This is a genomic window from Chryseobacterium sp. FP211-J200 (assembly GCF_001643375.1).
In the GTDB taxonomy this organism is placed as follows: Bacteria; Bacteroidota; Bacteroidia; order Flavobacteriales; family Weeksellaceae; genus Epilithonimonas; species Epilithonimonas ginsengisoli.
The window spans coordinates 1-16807 of the sequence record NZ_LSHB01000014.1 but is presented as its reverse complement, the minus strand read 5'-3'; the positions used below and the strand labels follow the sequence as shown (position 1 = coordinate 16807).

Genomic DNA, 16807 nt, shown 5'->3' with positions numbered 1-16807 from the left:
ATTACATTAATTATAAAAAATATTCCGCTCACAATGGTCGGAAAATTAAGCCTTTGCAAAAAACTGCAGAGGCTTTTTTAGTTTATTTTAATTTTTAATGTAATGAAAATTGAGTTTCAATTGTCTAATCTATAAACTGAGTAGAAATTTTTATTGCTGTAAATCAACACTTTAAAATATAAAATATTTTTTATTTACTACTTTGTATTGCATAATACTTAAATTATAATATATCTTTGCAATATTAAATAGTAAGAATTACAAACTACTCAAACTTAAAACATCATGAAAGCCAATTTTCTCATCGCCGCTATATTTTTCGCAGGAATGGTTTCTGCTCAGCAAACCAAAATGGATTCAACAAAAACAAAAAGTATAGAGGAAGTAAAACTTAATAAAAAAGTTTTTCAGAAAAAATCTGACCGCTTTGTTTACGATGTTGCCAACTCTCCTATCGCAAAAGGAACGAACTCTTTTAATCTTTTGCAGCAGACACCAATGTTGTCCAGCACAGACGGAAAAGTTTTCAAGATCATGGGAAAATCCAGCGTTGTTTTTTACATCAATGGAAAAAGAACACTGATGGATGCTGAAGCAATTACAGAAATGTTGAAAAATACACCTTCAGAAAATATCCAGAAAATAGAAGTTGTAACTGTTCCCGGAAGTGAGTTCCAGGTTGAGGCAAATGAAGGCGTGATCAACATTGTGATGAAAAAGTCAAAAACGAATGGCTACAACGGCACTTTGAAAATGAACAACAGCCAAAGTTTTTACAACAATCCTTCTTCCGGAATAGCCGTGAATGCGAGACAGAACAAATGGTCTTTCAATTCCAACTTCAACATGGGAAGTTACAGAGAAAGAGAAAAGTATACATTGACCAACGGCGATTCTACTTTTAGCAATGATTCTTACGGAACGATGGATGATCCGAACAAAAATTACGGCGGAAACATCAATATCGATTATGAGATCAATAAGAATCAGAACCTTGGATTCAGTTATAATATGCGTTACAACAAGAGTTTCGGTTCTGTGTTGGATATGACGAATATCGAAAATGGCGTACTTTCTAACAGAACGATCAACAGAGAAGATGCGCAAACCAGAAACCACAACTTCAATCTTAATTATGAAATCAAAACCGATACACTGGGAAGTAAATTAACTTCAAACATTTCCTACTTGTGGTTTAACAGAGATAAAAAAAGTCTTGGTGAAACCTTTCCTTTGTCTAGCGAAAGCAGATACAGCGCTTTCCAACAAGCTGTCCCTCAAATTATTAACAATTACGCAGCGAATATCGATTACATCAAGAAATTCAGAAATGAAAGCACTTTCGCTGTCGGAACGAGCTATAACTTCACTAATACCGACAGTGATACCAGACAAAATGATTTTGACGGAACGAGTTTCATTAATAACACCAACCTTTCCAACCACTTCATCTACAAAGAAAATATCATTGGTGCTTACGCTACTTACGAGAGAAAATTCTCTGAAAAATTCAGTGGAAAATTGGGAACAAGGTTCGAAGCTACAATCAGCACAGGCGATGTTGTAGGGAAATCTGACATTGGTTTTGAAAGAAATTACAATAACCTTTTACCTTACGCGACTTTGAATTATGCCATCAATGATAACCACAATATCAGCTACAGCTTCTCAAGCAGAGTGAGAAGACCAGGTTTTGGACAGCTGAATCCTTCCAGAACTTACTTTACGCCGACCAATTATATTCAGAACAATCCTTTTATGCAGGCTTCCAAGAATTATAATCAGGAGATCAATTATATGTACAAAAATGCTTTCTATGCTAATTTTAGTTTCAACTTTGCGGAAAATGCTTACAGCCAGTTGCCACTTCAAGGAACAATGATCAATAATGAAACTGGTGAAGAGACCAAGTTCTTGAGATATATCCGAACCAATTATGGGAACAACAAACAATTGGGATTGACCTTGGGAATGAACAAAGCCTGGTTTAGCGACATCTGGACAACCAACTACTCAGCTAATTTTGAATATGCAACCATCTCCGGAGGTGTAACGAAAGATCCAACCTCGCAACCCATTGAAGGTGTTACAGAAATACTACAACCTTACTCAATTAATGTAAAAACACTGAACATGTTCTACCAGGCCAACAATATGGTCAGACTTTCATCGAAAAAAGATTGGTATTTGGGCGTTAATTACTGGCTAATGCCATCAAGAGAAATGGAAATTGGAAAACTCCACACACAACAAAGTCTTGACTTAAACATCAAGAAGATCATGGGGAATTTCACCTTCCTGGTAGAAGTGAATGATATCCTGAATTCTAACATCGATGACATCAGAACTGTACAATCCAATGGAAGTTATAACAGTGTGAGAAGCTTCAAATATGGAAGAGAATTGAACATCAATGTGACGTACAACTTCGGAAATCAAAAGCTGAAAAAAGCAAGAGAAGTGAAATCTGCGAACGATGCCATCAAGTCCAGAACTTAATAAAAATCAGAAACTTAACTATAAAAAATAAATTATGAAAACTCTCAATACAAAACTATTTTTAGGATTAAGTCTCGTCTCAGGAATCTATCTGAACGCTCAGGAAAAGCCTAAAACAGATTCTGCCGCGACCAAAAATATCGAAGCTGTCACCATCACAAAACAAGTCTTCAAAAAGGAAAGTGACCGATTTGTCTATGACGTTGCAGCGTCTCCAGTTGCAAAAGGAAATACAGCCTTCAACATCTTGAAACAAACACCTTTGGTCTCTTCTACCGACGATTAAACTTTGAAGATCATTGGAAAGAACAACGCGGTCATTTTCATTAATGGAAGAAAAACCAATATGGATGCTGAGTCTTTAACTCAATTTTTGAAAAATACACCAGCTGAAAATATTCAAAAAATCGAAGTGATCACGCTTCCCGGAAGTGAATATCAGGTAGAATCTTCTGACGGGATCATCAACATCGTTCTGAAGAAAAAAATGACCGATGGACTGAATGGCAATCTAAGAATGGGAAATTCCCAAAGTTATTACAACTCTTCTTACGCTGGACTTTCCATTAATTATAGAAAAGACAAATTGGGAATCAGTTCCAACATCAATACCAGTCAAAATATCCAGGAGCAATATTATATTTTGAGAAATGGAAATGACCGATCTAGCAATCAATCCGAAGGCCGAGTTTCTGATCCCAATAAAAATCTTGGCGGCTACTTAAATATTGATTATCAATTGAATGACAATAGCAATTTGGCTTTGACCTACAACTCCTGGGCAAATAAAAGCAACGGCTCTACATCCAATCTTTTCAATACGGTGAAATCGGATTCAGCGGGAATTAAAAAGACTCTTTACAACTACACAAAAAACTTGGAAAACTCCCGTTCTTACAACAATTCTGTGAACTTGAACTATGAATGGAAAACGGATACCTTAGGTAGCAAACTGAACTTGAACGCCGCTTATCTTAATTATAAGAGATTCCAAAATGCGGATAACATAACTTATAATTCGGACGCAATCCAGACTATTGGAAACCGAATGGTGCAGATCACACAAAGCACACCTCAGATCATCAACAATTTTTCTTTCCTGGGTGATTACATCAAGAAGTTTAAAAATGATCTCACAGTTTCTGTCGGAGGAAATTTCAATAAGACCAAAACGGACAATGATACTAAAAGTGACACATTCATTTACAATTATAACGCTAACGGAAATCTAGTTTCTACCATCCCTTCTTCCAATCCAAACCACTTCATCTACGACGAAAATATCTATGGTGCCTATCTGACGTTTGAAAAGAAATTCTCTGATAAGTTCTCCGGAAAAATTGGCTCCAGGTATGAGATCACCAATAGTGTGGGGAAATCTGACAATTCCGATTTCAGTAATATCGAAAGAAATTACAACAATCTGTTGCCCTACGTTAGCATTAATTATGCGATCAACGACAAAAACAATATCTCCTACGCTTTCTCCAGCAGAATGAGAAGACCAAGTTTCTGGGAACTGAATCCTGTGAAAAACATCTTGACCTATGTGAATTATACCCAGAATAATCCTTTTGTAAAAGCATCTTCGGTTTACACGAATGAGTTCACTTACATGTTTAAGAATTCCTATTTCTTTATTGTAAATCATTCATTGTCGAAAGATGTGATCACGCAAGTTCCGCTTCAAAGAGAGATCGTGAAGGATGGTGTTGCGACGAAAGAATTGAGATACATCCGTACCAACTTCGGAGATAGACAAGAGATGTCCGCCATGTTGGGAATGCAGAAGAACTTCTTCAAACAATATCTGACAACCAATTTCAACATTGGTGTCCAGAGAAATGTAAACAACGGATTCCTGAACACCGATCCGATAACAGGCGATGTCTTCCCGGATTATGTCAATAAGATCAAATCAAACAGCTTATTAATTCAGACCAATAACACCATAAGATTAGACAAAAATAAAACTTGGTTCCTTGGCGTCAACTATTGGTACGTAGACAATCAGCAGATCGAGATCGGTTATCTGAGATCATTGATGAGCCTTGACACAAGCATCAAAAAAGTCTGGAACGACTGGACATTCAATCTGGAACTATTTGATATTCTGAAAACGAACAAAGTAGTGATCACCGACCAGCAGGAAAATGGAAACTTCAATTACATCAATCAAAACCAATATAATCAAAGCATAAACTTTAGCATCACTTATAATTTCGGGAACAAGAAAGTTCAGAAAATAAGAGATATCGACAGCGCAGACAAAGACATAAAAAACCGCACCAGATAACTACATTATATATCACGTTAAATTTTTTCAAAAAGAAAATCCCAGACAACACTGTCCGGGATTTTTGATTTCTATTTAGATAAATTCTATTTCTTCGGCAAGAAAACCTCGGCCAACATGCATCGGGCACTTCCGCCACCGTTGGTTTCTATGGTTTCCAGATCGGAGTAGATGATTTCGCAATATTTTTCAATAGCAGAAACCTGTTCAGGTTTTAAAGATCTGTACGCACTTTGGCTCATCACCAAGAATTTTTCGCCTGAATTATTCTGAACTTGAAGCATATTTCCAGCAAAATTCTGCATTTGGTCTTCGGAGATTTCTATCAATTCTTTTCCGCAATTTTTGATGGAATCAATGACGTTTTGTCTTTCAGTTTCATCATCGATACAATCTAGACAGATCACGACAAACTTGTCTGCAACACACATCATAACGTTGGTATGATAAATCGGAAGTCTTTCTTCTCCGGCAGTTTGATAAGAATGAAAAACGACTGGCGTAAATCCAAACTCGCTACAGAATTTTCTAAAAAGTTCCTCATCCAACCTCAACGAAACCGACCCGTAAGCGATTTTATTATCGTGGTCGAAAATTATACTTCCGGTTCCTTCCAGATATTTTTTCTCGTTTTCAATTTTAGAATAATCGATGACTTCTTTGACATCAAATTGTTCTTTGATGTGATCGATGATATCCTCTCGTCTTTCCAAACGTCGGTTTTCTGCAAACATCGGATACAAGACAACTTTCCCATCTTGGTGAAAACTCACCCAATTATTTGGGAAGATAGAATCTGGTGCTTTCGGATCAATCGTATCTTTTATAGTGATGACGTTGATGCCTTTCGCTCTCAGTTTTTCAACAAAAGCATTGAATTCCTGTAAGGCTTTTTCCTGCACATTTCCTTCCTGCTGGACCTGAAAATAATTGTTAACCGCCGTTTGCTCGTTGAATCCGAAAGCAATGGGCTCTATCATTAGAACTGTATCTGTAGTCTGCATTTTAAAATTAAATGATTAAATAATTAAACGATTAAAATAATTACTCTCTTACCAAAGGCAAAGTAGAACATCTCAACAATCCACCCATTTTGGAAATTTCTCTATACGGAATTTCTTCAACGGTAATTCCCCATTCGTTACGAAAATGGTCATTCATTCTTGTGAAGGCTTTGTCTGAAACCACAACATCTGGCGCGATTGAGAAGACATTTGGGAACATTTGGAACATCTCTTCGTCATTGATATTGAAGCAATTTTCTTCACCAAAAATATCGAGAACCAATTGGTAATCATCTTCGTCCACAAATCCATTTTTGTATATCACACATTTGTCTTCACCTATCGGGTTGAAAGTACAATCCAAATGTAAAATGCCTTCGTAAGGTTTGGTGTCGCTTTTCTTTAAATCCAAATCGATAATTCTCTTTTTCGGGAAATATTCTTTTAGGATTTCTATGGCATATTCGTTGGTTCTGGCGGTTTTTAGATTTCTGTAATCCGGGCTGTAACTTGTTCCTACAAATAGGAATTCGTCCCAAACGATGACATCGCCACCTTCAATGTGTGCTTTTTCCGGCAGGTTGATGACGTTTCTCCAGGATACTTTGTCGATGATGTGACGGTAAGCTTCCTGCTCATCTGCACGATCTGGGATGATATTGGAAATGATCATTTTATCTTCGATCACGAAAGCAACATCACGGGCAAAAACCTGGTTGTAATCCTTGATGATCTTCGGACGGAAAACCTCAACATCATATTTCTTCAGAACTTTCTCAAATTCTGACATTTCGAAGACAATATCTTCCTCTTTCGGATAGATATTATTTTCAATCGTGTTGTATGATTTTGCATCATAGCTTTCTGCGAGTGTAGGAATCGGTCCGTTGGATTTTGGTTGCCCAAGAACTACAGACTTTAGTTTTCCCGTTTCGTTTTTAATATTAAGATCAATTGCCATAAAAATGTAAGTGTCGCAAATATAATTAAAGCTTTGCAATAAGCGAAGATTCAGGAATAATATCTGTTTTAAGAATATATTAAATTGTTTTGCCTTCCGGTTATCAGTTGTTACCAAAAAATAATCCCCAAAAGCTATGTTTCGGGGATTATTAATTTTATTTAAAAAAGATATTATCTGCTTTTGATGTCAAGATAATCTCTTTCTTGAGAACCTTGGTAGATCTGTCTTGGTCTTCCGATCGGATCACCTTTCAATCTCATTTCTCTCCATTGAGCGATCCATCCTGGCAATCTTCCTAATGCAAACATTACTGTGAACATTTCTGTAGGAATTCCTAACGCTCTGTAGATGATTCCAGAATAGAAATCTACGTTTGGATATAATTTTCTTTCGATGAAGTATTCGTCTTCCAAAGCTACTTTTTCCAACTGCATTGCAATGTCAAGCGCTTTATCTTGGATTCCTAATTTTCCTAAGATATCGTCTGCTGCTTTTTTGATAATTTTTGCTCTTGGGTCAAAGTTTTTGTAAACTCTGTGTCCAAAGCCCATCAATCTGAAGCTGTCGTTTTTATCTTTTGCTTTTGCCACCCATTTGTTAACGTCACCGCCGTCTTTTTCAATCAATTCTAACATTTCGATAACGGCTTGGTTTGCACCTCCGTGAAGTGGTCCCCAAAGTGCAGAAACACCTGCAGAAATAGAAGCAAACAAACCTGTATGAGCAGAACCAACCATTCTTACAGTAGAAGTAGAACAGTTTTGCTCGTGATCTGCGTGCAGGATCAACAATTTATCCAAAGCAGCAACTACTACAGGATCCATATTGAACTCTTCATTAGGTAATCTGAATGCCATCTTGTAGAAGTTCTCAACATAGTTAAGACTATTATCTCCATGGTTAATTGGTAAGCCTTGAGTTTTTCTGTAAGTCCAAGCGCAAAGGTGCGAGAATTTTGCGATCATCAATTCTGATGCATAGTCCAATTCTTCTTTAGATTTTACATCTACCGCTTTCGGGTTGAAAGCTGTCAATGCGGAAGTCAAAGAAGACAAAACGCCCATTGGATGCGCAGAACGAGGGAAAACATCGATCAGTTTTTTAAGCTCATCTGCAACAAAATTATATTTTTTGATGCTACTTTCAAAATTATTGAACTGCTCTGTTTTAGGTAATTCTCCGTGAAGCAATAGGTACATTACTTCCGTAAAATTAGATTTCTCTGCGATCTGCTCGATAGGATAACCTCTGTATAACAATTCTCCTTTATCACCGTCTAGGTAAGTAATTTCACTAATGGTAGCACCTGTGTTTTTGTAACCAAGATCCAAAGTGATCAATCCCGTTTGGTCTCTCAATTTGGAAATATCAATTCCTCTGTCTCCGATAGTACTATCTACGATCGGATACTCGAAACTTTTCCCGTCGTAATTTAATATAACTTTGTTATCTGACATTATAAAAATATTTATGTGTTAAATATAACACTTTACTCGGAAATGGTCAACTGACAAAAGTCATATCTTCTAATTGATTCTATTGATGTCGATAATTGAACAAATGAAATAATTCTTTATTAATAATTTATCAAAATAAAATATTGATTTACAATTACATAAAAACAAAAAGGCATCTAGATTTCTCCAAATGCCTTTATTATTAATTTAAAAATTAATTATCTTTTGATCTTGAAAGCGTCCAAACCTGGGAAAACCGCAGTTTCACCTAAAGCTTCTTCGATTCTCAAAAGTTGATTGTACTTCGCCATTCTGTCTGATCTTGATGCAGAACCAGTTTTGATCTGTCCACAGTTTTGAGCCACTGCAAGATCTGCAATTGTAGAATCTTCTGTTTCACCAGACCTGTGAGACATTACGGTTGTATATCTGTTTTGTTGAGCCATTTGTACCGCAGCCATAGTTTCGGAAAGAGAACCAATTTGGTTTACTTTTACAAGGATGGAGTTAGCTGTATTTTCTTTGATACCTCTGGATAGTCTTTCAACGTTTGTTACGAACAAATCATCTCCAACCAATTGTACTCTGTCACCGATCTTATCTGTCAATTCTTTCCAACCAGTCCAGTCATTTTCCTGCATCCCGTCCTCGATAGAGATGATTGGATATTTGTTTGCAAGATCAGCCAAGTAAGAAACCTGCTCGCTGCTAGAGAATACAGGCGCATCTGGCGTCTGGAATTTTCTGTAATCGTAAACGCCATCTTTGTAGAATTCTGAAGCCGCGCAATCCAAAGCGACCATAATATCGTCTCCTGGCTTGTAACCTGCTTTTTCGATTGCTTGTAATAAAGTATCCAAAGCATCTTCAGTTCCTTTGAAAGTTGGTGCAAATCCACCTTCGTCCCCAACAGCTGTAGATAAACCTCTTCCGTGAAGAATAGATTTCAGGCTGTGGAAGATCTCTGTTCCTTTTCTCAATGCGTGAGAGAAAGAGTCTGCTTTTACCGGCATTACCATAAATTCCTGGAAAGCGATCGGCGCATCGGAGTGAGAACCACCGTTGATGACATTCATCATTGGAACAGGAAGTGTGTTGGCGTTCACACCACCTACATATTTATAAAGAGGCATTCTAAGTTCGTTAGCAGCCGCTTTCGCAACAGCCAAAGAAACACCAAGAATTGCGTTTGCGCCTAATTTCCCTTTGTTAGAAGTTCCATCAAGGTCGATCATTACCGCATCGATAAGATTTTGTTCGAAAACCGGAAGCCCAATTAATTCTGGAGCGATGATCTCTTTCACGTTCTCAACCGCTTTCAAAACACCTTTTCCAAGATATTCCGGCGCGCCGTCTCTTAGTTCAACTGCTTCGTGCTCACCTGTAGAAGCACCAGAAGGTACTGCTGCACGTCCCATTGCTCCACTTTCTGTGAAAACATCTACTTCAATTGTTGGATTCCCTCTGGAATCTAATATTTGTCTTGCTTCGATAAATGAAATGTAACTCATTGTCTTGATGTTATTTTTTTAAGATTTTTATTTGTTGGCTTTTTCAAAAGCATTGCAAATTTAAACATTTTAAATATATTATGTATCGAATCAGTTTATAGTTTCGATTACGATTATCTTAAGGATTATTTCAAAATCCTGTATTTCACTTTTACGACACCTTCATTCAGGTCAGCAATTTTTTTGAAAGCACCTTGACTAAGGTCAAATTCCCTTGACGGCTTCAAAGGCCCTCGGTCATTCACAGTGATGATGACCGACCTGTCATTCTCCACATTCACGACCTCTACCCTTGTGCCGAATGAAAGTGATTTGTGCGCGCCCGTCATTTTGGAATGCCGGTACGTTTCTCCGCTCGAAGTTTTCTTTCCATTGAATTTATTGGCGTAATAGGACACCGTGGTTGACCTGTAAGAGCCATTGGAGGCGTTTCTACTTCCACAAGAAATCACAAACAGCACAAGTAGGAATATGTATAATTTGAACGCATATTGCGCTATTTTATAAAAAGTTTTCATCGTTATAATTTACAAAGGTTAATAATTGATTATTTAAAATGTTAATTGTTCATTAATATTTTGTTTATATTGCATAAATTTCTAAATTAGTTCTCTAATAAGTTTAGAGATTGAAACATAATCTCCTTTTTAAATGAATTACGAAAGTATAAAATTAACGATAGACAGAAAAATCGCTGTTGTAACAATCAACCGACCAGAAAGCTTAAACGCCTTGAACACTCAGGTTTTTAACGATTTGGAAAACGTGTTTGATTTTCTTGAAAATGAAAAAACCGTGAACTGTGTCATCGTAACCGGAAGCGGGGAAAAATCCTTCGTCGCAGGTGCAGACATCAAGGAATTTTCAAATTTCAGTCAGGAAAAGGCAACCGAGCTATCAAAAAGAGGACATTTTGTTTTCAATAAAATCGAAAATCTCAGCAAACCGGTCATTGCAGCAGTCAATGGTTTTGCCCTAGGCGGCGGACTGGAATTGGCAATGGCTTGTCATCTAAGATACGCTTCTGAAAATGCAAAACTAGGTCTGCCAGAAGTAACTTTGGGATTGATTCCAGGTTACGGCGGAACACAGAGATTGCCAAAGTTAGTAGGAAAGGGAATTGCAAACGAAATGATTTTCTCTGCCAAAATGATCTCTGCGGAAAAAGCCAAATTGATTGGTTTGGTGAATGAAGTTTTTTCTCTTGAAGAATTGCTTCCAAAAACGCAGGAATTGGCCGAGCAAATTGTAAAAAATTCGCCACAAGGTATTTCCCAAGCGATAAAAGCAGTCAATGCGAGTGACAAAGAAAATGGAATGGAAAGCGAAATCAATTCTTTTGGAGAATTATTTGCTCAAGGGGATTTTAAAGAAGGTGTGTCGGCTTTTCTTGAAAAAAGAAAACCCGCTTTCGATTAAATATAAAGAATGGATCATAACAAATTCGATATAGCTTATCTTAAGATGGCGTCCGAATGGGCAAACCTGTCTTACTGTAAGCGGAAAAAAGTGGGAGCACTTATCGTGAAGGACAGAATGATAATCTCCGACGGGTACAACGGAACGCCTTCCGGTTTTGAAAACAACTGCGAAGACGATGAAGGGAAAACCAATTGGTTTGTGCTCCACGCAGAAGCCAATGCAATATTAAAGATAGCTAGTAGCACGCAATCCTGCAAAGGCGCAACATTGTATATCACCATGTCACCCTGTAAAGAATGTAGCAAACTGATCTTACAGGCAGGAATTCAAAAAGTAGTATATATGACAGTCTATTCTGATGATAGTGGACTGGAATTTTTGAAAAACGCAGGAATTGAAACTTTAAACATAACTGAACAAGAACTATACACTTTATGACAGAATAGTACATACTAAGAAACAATTTTAAAAACACAAATATGAACTGGTCCGAAAAAATTACAGACTTCTCAAATTTTCTAAAATTTGAGAAAAGTTTCTCCGACAACACACTTGATGCGTACGTGAGAGACATCAAAAAGCTAGAAAGCTTTGCTATCACTGATTTGGGAGAAATCTCTCCGCAAGTGATAAGCTACGAAAACCTACAGGAATACATCTACCAATTATCCAAGAACAAGATAAGTGAGCGCTCGCAGGCGAGAGGAATCTCTTCCATTAAGGCGTTTTTCAAATTCCTTTTGGAAGAGGATTATAGAGAGGATAATCCTGCATCATTATTAGAAGGCCCGAAACTGGGACTTTATCTTCCTGATACTTTGAGTATCGATGACATCGACAGAATCATCGAAAACATCGAAAAACACACAGACATCGGCAAAAGAAACCAGTGTATTCTGGAGGTTCTCTATGGTTGTGGACTGCGCGTCTCGGAATTGGTGGATTTGAAAATCTCTAACATCAATTTCAAGGAAAACTTTATCATCGTAGAAGGAAAAGGTGAAAAGGTTAGATTGGTTCCTTTGGCCCAATCTACAGCAGAATGTATCTTGGATTACATCAAAAATGTAAGAGCCGCGGGTAAAGTCAATAAAAAATTCGAAGATATTCTTTTCCTGAATACAAGAGGAACAAATATGTCCCGAGTAATTGTATTCATCATCATCAAGGAACTGACACAAAAGGCTGGAATCAACAAAAGTATTTCGCCGCACACTTTCCGTCATTCTTTTGCGACGCATTTGTTGCAGAACGGTGCAGATTTGAGATTTATTCAGGAAATGTTGGGTCACAGTAGCATTACGACGACTCAGGTTTACACACACTTGAAAACGGAGGAATTGAGAGATGTCATTATTCAGTTTCATCCGAGAAATAGAAAAGCAGTTTAGATTTCCAAGAAAATTTAAATTAAACAATAGCCACATAGAAATTGATTTTATGTGGTTTTTTATTTTGTAAACTGATTGTTGTTTCCTTAATTTTATCCTATGGAAAATTTGAAATTCTGCCCAAAATGCGGACACGAAACCTTGAAATGGAATAACACCGTCAAGTTCAGTTGTAGCAACTGTGATTTTGTTTTGTATCACAATACGGCTGCTGCAGTGGCAGTCATCATCAAACACGAAAACGAATTATTCTTCACAGTCAGAAATCAGGAACCTGGAAAAGGAAAATTGGATTTACCAGGTGGTTTTTGTGACCCAAAAGAAAGCGCCGAAGAAACCTGCGCCAGAGAATTGAAGGAAGAATTAGAATTGAAAATAGACATTCAAAAACTAAAATATCTGGGAAGCCTACCGAACATTTATCCATATAAAAACATCAGTTACAACACGATGGATTTGTTTTACGAATATGAAGTAGCTGAAAAATTTGAAATTAAAATAGAAGAATCTGAAATCTCTGAAGGCATTTGGATTCCAATTTCAGAGATTAAAATAGATGAAATCGCCTTTGAATCTCAGAAGGATTTCATTAAAAATAACATCAGTAAAATTTAAACTAAAAAACCGTTTCGCTTAATACGAGACGGTTTTTATTTTATCTGACTAAAGTCTAATATCTGACTTCTAGATTTGTTTCCATTTGATATTACAACCTAAACTTGGTCTTTGGAAATCTTCCTGAGCCTGTCCAGCCAAATGATTTTCAAAAGCAATGACTAAATCTTCACCTGTAATTTCTTTTTGATTTCCTGGTCTTGAGTCATCCATTTGTCCACGGTAAATTAATTTTAAATTCTCATCGAAGAAATAAAAATCTGGTGTACAAGCAGCATCAAAAGCTTTTGCAACCTCTTGACTTTCATCGTAAAGATAAGGGAATTTCAAAGCTTTTTCTTCAGCAAATTCTACCATCATTTCGGGAGAATCAGCTGGATATCTGTCCACATCGTTGGAATTAATTCCGATAAATTCGATGCCTTGAGCTTTGTAATCTTCGTATAATTCCTCCAAAGTATCGATAATGTGAAGCACAAACGGACAATGATTGCACATAAAAACCACCAAAGTTCCTTTCTTTCCTTTTAGAGATTCCAGATTTTGGATTTCGTTATTTCTCACAGGATTTGGAAGACCGAAATCAGGTGCTTTCGTTCCCAAAGCCAACATATTGGATTGTGTATTTGACATATTTATTATTAATTAAATGATTAAAAAATTAATTATTAAAAGATTAGTGACTCAAACTCCGAATATATTTATTTAAAATAAAATAATTTTTTAATCTTTGAATCCTTTAATTTTTTAATATTTCCAGCAAAGATAATGCTTCTTCCACAGAATTATCATAATTGACCCAATTCACATTTCCCAGTTTCCGGTTCCAGGTAATTTGACGTTTGGCGTATCGGCGGGAATTTTTCTTGATTTCCGAAACCGCAAAGTCCAAATCCCATTCGCCATCAAAATATTTGAACAATTCTGAATAACCAACCGTTTGAAGCGCCACTTTATCTCTGTCAGAAATCAATCCTTTGGCTTCTTCCTGTAAACCATTTTCCATCATAATGTCAACGCGTCGGTTGATTCTTTCATAAATAATTTCTCTTGGCGCCTGAATTCCAATTCTAAATGTCTCAAAATTACGCTGAGGTTTTGGTAAACTAAGATTTTCGGTGTAGGTTTTTCCAGTTTGCCAAATGATGTCGATTGCTCTTAATAAACGTCTTGAATTATCTTTATCAACAACTGAAAAATATTCAGGGTCAAGTTCAGCAAGTAATTTTTGTAAAGGTTCAATGCCTTCGTTTTCAAAAATATCTATTAATTTTTTCTGATTTTCATCGTCAGCTTCGGGTAAATCGTTCAATCCTTCCACAACGGCTTTTTCGTACATTCCACTTCCGCCAACCATTATGGCGACATCTTTCTTTGCGAAAATTTCGTCCAACTTTTCCAACGCTTCGTGCTCATACAAACCAATCGAATAGTAATCATTGATACTAAGATTACCCACAAAATGGTGTTTTGCTTCAGCCAATTCGGATTCGGTCGGCATCGCAGTTCCGATTTTCATCTCTTGATAAAACTGACGAGAATCGCAGGAAATAATTTCCGTACCGAGTTGATTTGCCAAATCGATAGCCAATCTGGTTTTTCCGATTCCTGTAGTTCCGACGATGGAGATAAGACGTTTCAAAAAATTATTTTTGCAAATTTACAAAATGAGAATCACATTTTTCAGTAACCACAAAGGACATATATGTAAAAAAGTTTCCATTATTCTTTTTTGAACTTTTGAATATTATTGATAAAAACTTTGTGACTTTTGTGGCTGCGAAAACATCAGAAAATTGTTAGAGAGTTTCTCAATTATTACTTAATTTTACCATCATTATGGCTTTAAGATTATCTCCATCCAAACTTCCGGACGTGAAAACCACGATTTTCACAGAAATGTCATTGTTGGCGCAACAGGAAAATGCGGTCAATCTTTCGCAAGGATTTCCTGATTATCAAGCCGACGAAAATCTTCTGAAATACTTGGGCGATTTTGCCAAAGAAGGTTACAATCAATATGCGCCTTTGTTTGGAATTAAGGAACTTCGGGAAGAGATTTCGAGGAAGTTCAGTTCTCAATATCAGGTTGATTATCATCCAGATTCTGAAATCAATATCACTGCTGGCGCAACTCAGGGAATTTTCACCGTGATTTCTGCTTTTGTGGAAAAAGATGATGAAATCATTATTTTCGAGCCAGCTTACGATTGCTACGAACCTGCAATTATTCTGAATGGTGGAATCGTGAAAAATGTCAAAATGCTTTATCCAGATTACAAAATAAATTGGAATGAAGTGAAAAATCTGGTTTCCGAAAAGACCAAAATGATTGTCATCAACAATCCAAATAATCCTTCTGGTAAAATCTTGAAACAAAACGATATTGATGAATTAATCAAGATTGTCAAAGATACCAACATCATTATTCTGAGTGATGAAGTTTATGAGAATATCACATTTGATAGCAAATCACATTTAACTTTAGCCAAATATTCTGAATTGAAAGAGCGAACATTTGTCGTTGGTTCTTTTGGAAAATTATTACATATCACAGGTTGGAAAATTGGCTATATTCTCGCGCCTTCTGAATTAATGAATGAGTTCAGGAAAGTCCATCAATACAATGTTTTCTGTGTGAATACACCTGCACAATATTCGATTGCAAAATATCTTCAAAACATTCAAAATTTTTCTGAAATCTCAACGTTCTTCGAAGAGAAAAGGAATTATTTGAGGAGTGCTTTATCTGAAACACCATTTGAATTGTTGGATTGTGAAGGCACTTATTTTCTGTCCGCCAATTTTGGTTCGATTTCTGATATGCAAGACAAGGATTTTTGCTACTGGTTGACAAAGGAATACAAAGTTGCAACGATTCCATTTTCAGCATTTTATAAGGATAAAACTGATGAAAAAGTCATTCGGTTTTGTTTCGCCAAAAAACAGGAAACTTTGGACAAAGCTATTGAACAATTAATAAAATTAAAATAAATAAATGAAAAATTTAGTCTTAGCTGCTTCTTTATTAATAGGAGTTAGCACTTTTTCTCAAACAAAATTAGATGCTACAAAACTGAATTATTTGCCAGCAGATGCAAGCCCGATGGATGCAACATATTATCCACTTCAGGTTCTTTCTTCAAAATCAGAAACGCCGAAAGTTAAAGTTGTTTATTCAAGACCTCAGAAAAAAAACAGAGTGGTTTTTGGTAACCTCATCAAATACGGAGAGATCTGGAGAATGGGAGCGAATGAAAATACGGAAATCAAATTCTATACGCCAGTTAAAATTGCTGGAAAAGAAATTCCGGCTGGAACTTATAGTTTATTCGCAGTTCCAAACGAAAAAGAATGGACCATCGTTCTGAACTCTGATGTTGACAGATGGGGCGCATACGCTTATGACAAAAGCAAAGATGTGGTGAGATTCAATGTTGCGGCTGAGAAAACGACTTCTGTAGTGGAAAACTTTTCTATCACATTTGTACAGACAAAAACTGGAGCAGATTTGTACGCTGGTTGGGACAATACACAAGTTAAATTCCCTATTGAGTTCAAGTAATCTTCGAGATTTATAAAAAATGAAGCCTTATCAGATTTTGATAAGGCTTTTTTGAACTAATATTTTAACCTGAGTTCGGGATA

General features: G+C 36.5%; 16 protein-coding genes. 9 read left to right on the top strand and 7 right to left on the bottom strand.

Annotated features, from left to right (window positions below; translation table 11 throughout):
• The first annotated feature begins 285 nt into the window (after positions 1-285).
• Genes AXA65_RS05775 through AXA65_RS05770 form a run of 3 tightly spaced genes read left to right on the top strand, consistent with a single transcriptional unit; the run spans position 286 to position 4795 of the window.
• Positions 286-2499 (top strand): outer membrane beta-barrel family protein, encoded by a 2214-nt coding sequence (locus tag AXA65_RS05775; protein WP_063969175.1) that lies wholly within the window; start codon positions 286-288, stop codon positions 2497-2499.
• A 34-nt stretch (positions 2500-2533) separates the two neighbouring features.
• Complete coding sequence (locus AXA65_RS20110; protein ID WP_228391631.1) at positions 2534-2785, top strand: hypothetical protein; 252 nt, start codon at positions 2534-2536, stop codon at positions 2783-2785.
• 3 nt (positions 2786-2788) lie between these two features.
• Positions 2789-4795 carry a TonB-dependent receptor domain-containing protein gene (locus AXA65_RS05770; RefSeq protein WP_228391630.1) on the top strand — a complete coding sequence of 669 codons (2007 nt, stop codon included), beginning with the start codon at positions 2789-2791 and terminating at the stop codon, positions 4793-4795.
• An 86-nt stretch (positions 4796-4881) separates the two neighbouring features.
• Here AXA65_RS05770 and ctlX read toward each other — a convergent pair whose 3' ends face one another.
• The 5 genes from ctlX to AXA65_RS05745 form a co-directional block, all read right to left on the bottom strand.
• The gene (gene ctlX / locus AXA65_RS05765) at positions 4882-5799 is read right to left on the bottom strand and encodes a citrulline utilization hydrolase CtlX (RefSeq protein ID WP_063969174.1); all 918 of its coding nucleotides are present in this window, start codon (positions 5797-5799) and stop codon (positions 4882-4884) included.
• A 40-nt stretch (positions 5800-5839) separates the two neighbouring features.
• Positions 5840-6754 carry a dimethylarginine dimethylaminohydrolase family protein gene (locus tag AXA65_RS05760; RefSeq protein WP_063969254.1) on the bottom strand — a complete coding sequence of 305 codons (915 nt, stop codon included), beginning with the start codon at positions 6752-6754 and terminating at the stop codon, positions 5840-5842.
• 179 nt (positions 6755-6933) lie between these two features.
• Entirely contained in the window at positions 6934-8220 is a 1287-nt protein-coding gene (locus AXA65_RS05755) for a citrate synthase (protein WP_063969173.1), read from the bottom strand.
• 218 nt (positions 8221-8438) lie between these two features.
• The gene (gene eno / locus AXA65_RS05750) at positions 8439-9731 is read right to left on the bottom strand and encodes a phosphopyruvate hydratase (protein ID WP_063969172.1); all 1293 of its coding nucleotides are present in this window, start codon (positions 9729-9731) and stop codon (positions 8439-8441) included.
• A gap of 125 nt (positions 9732-9856) precedes the next feature.
• Complete coding sequence (locus tag AXA65_RS05745; protein ID WP_063969171.1) at positions 9857-10249, bottom strand: septal ring lytic transglycosylase RlpA family protein; 393 nt, start codon at positions 10247-10249, stop codon at positions 9857-9859.
• Between the two features lie 133 nt (positions 10250-10382).
• Here AXA65_RS05745 and AXA65_RS05740 point away from each other — a divergent pair, with 133 nt between their 5' ends.
• The 4 genes from AXA65_RS05740 (at position 10383) to AXA65_RS05725 (ending at position 13159) form a co-directional block, all read left to right on the top strand.
• Entirely contained in the window at positions 10383-11150 is a 768-nt protein-coding gene (locus AXA65_RS05740) for an enoyl-CoA hydratase/isomerase family protein (RefSeq protein ID WP_063969170.1), read from the top strand.
• A 9-nt stretch (positions 11151-11159) separates the two neighbouring features.
• Positions 11160-11591, top strand: a complete 432-nt coding sequence (locus tag AXA65_RS05735; protein ID WP_063969169.1) for a deoxycytidylate deaminase — start codon at positions 11160-11162, stop codon at positions 11589-11591.
• Between the two features lie 41 nt (positions 11592-11632).
• Positions 11633-12544: a site-specific tyrosine recombinase XerD gene (gene xerD / locus AXA65_RS05730; RefSeq protein WP_063969168.1), complete on the top strand. Its 912-nt coding sequence runs from the start codon at positions 11633-11635 to the stop codon at positions 12542-12544.
• Positions 12545-12643: 99 nt separating this feature from the next.
• Positions 12644-13159, top strand: coding sequence for an NUDIX hydrolase (locus AXA65_RS05725; protein WP_063969167.1), 516 nt, complete (start codon positions 12644-12646; stop codon positions 13157-13159).
• 69 nt (positions 13160-13228) lie between these two features.
• Here the strand turns inward: AXA65_RS05725 and AXA65_RS05720 are convergent, their stop codons facing one another.
• Positions 13229-13792 (bottom strand): thioredoxin family protein, encoded by a 564-nt coding sequence (locus AXA65_RS05720; RefSeq protein WP_063969166.1) that lies wholly within the window; start codon positions 13790-13792, stop codon positions 13229-13231.
• A gap of 106 nt (positions 13793-13898) precedes the next feature.
• Positions 13899-14801 (bottom strand): tRNA (adenosine(37)-N6)-dimethylallyltransferase MiaA, encoded by a 903-nt coding sequence (gene miaA / locus AXA65_RS05715; protein ID WP_063969165.1) that lies wholly within the window; start codon positions 14799-14801, stop codon positions 13899-13901.
• Between the two features lie 197 nt (positions 14802-14998).
• Here miaA and AXA65_RS05710 point away from each other — a divergent pair, with 197 nt between their 5' ends.
• Together AXA65_RS05710 and AXA65_RS05705 are read left to right on the top strand one after the other, a co-directional pair.
• The gene (locus tag AXA65_RS05710; protein WP_063969164.1) at positions 14999-16153 is read left to right on the top strand and encodes a methionine aminotransferase; all 1155 of its coding nucleotides are present in this window, start codon (positions 14999-15001) and stop codon (positions 16151-16153) included.
• 4 nt (positions 16154-16157) lie between these two features.
• Positions 16158-16724: a DUF2911 domain-containing protein gene (locus AXA65_RS05705; protein ID WP_063969163.1), complete on the top strand. Its 567-nt coding sequence runs from the start codon at positions 16158-16160 to the stop codon at positions 16722-16724.
• Positions 16725-16807: the final 83 nt, after the last annotated feature.

Excerpts from the sequence above, each read along its gene's own strand:
- AXA65_RS05720 (WP_063969166.1), bottom strand. The coding sequence starts at position 13,792 with ATGTCAAATACACAATCCAATATGTTGGCTTTGGGAACGAAAGCACCT.
- AXA65_RS05725 (WP_063969167.1), top strand. The coding sequence starts at position 12,644 with ATGGAAAATTTGAAATTCTGCCCAAAATGCGGACACGAAACCTTGAAA.
- AXA65_RS05755 (WP_063969173.1), bottom strand. The coding sequence starts at position 8,220 with ATGTCAGATAACAAAGTTATATTAAATTACGACGGGAAAAGTTTCGAG.
- xerD (WP_063969168.1), top strand. The coding sequence starts at position 11,633 with ATGAACTGGTCCGAAAAAATTACAGACTTCTCAAATTTTCTAAAATTT.
- AXA65_RS05705 (WP_063969163.1), top strand. The coding sequence starts at position 16,158 with ATGAAAAATTTAGTCTTAGCTGCTTCTTTATTAATAGGAGTTAGCACT.
- AXA65_RS05710 (WP_063969164.1), top strand. The coding sequence starts at position 14,999 with ATGGCTTTAAGATTATCTCCATCCAAACTTCCGGACGTGAAAACCACG.
- AXA65_RS05740 (WP_063969170.1), top strand. The coding sequence starts at position 10,383 with ATGAATTACGAAAGTATAAAATTAACGATAGACAGAAAAATCGCTGTT.
- AXA65_RS05735 (WP_063969169.1), top strand. The coding sequence starts at position 11,160 with ATGGATCATAACAAATTCGATATAGCTTATCTTAAGATGGCGTCCGAA.
- eno (WP_063969172.1), bottom strand. The coding sequence starts at position 9,731 with ATGAGTTACATTTCATTTATCGAAGCAAGACAAATATTAGATTCCAGA.
- ctlX (WP_063969174.1), bottom strand. The coding sequence starts at position 5,799 with ATGCAGACTACAGATACAGTTCTAATGATAGAGCCCATTGCTTTCGGA.
- AXA65_RS05745 (WP_063969171.1), bottom strand. The coding sequence starts at position 10,249 with ATGAAAACTTTTTATAAAATAGCGCAATATGCGTTCAAATTATACATA.
- AXA65_RS20110 (WP_228391631.1), top strand. The coding sequence starts at position 2,534 with ATGAAAACTCTCAATACAAAACTATTTTTAGGATTAAGTCTCGTCTCA.
- AXA65_RS05775 (WP_063969175.1), top strand. The coding sequence starts at position 286 with ATGAAAGCCAATTTTCTCATCGCCGCTATATTTTTCGCAGGAATGGTT.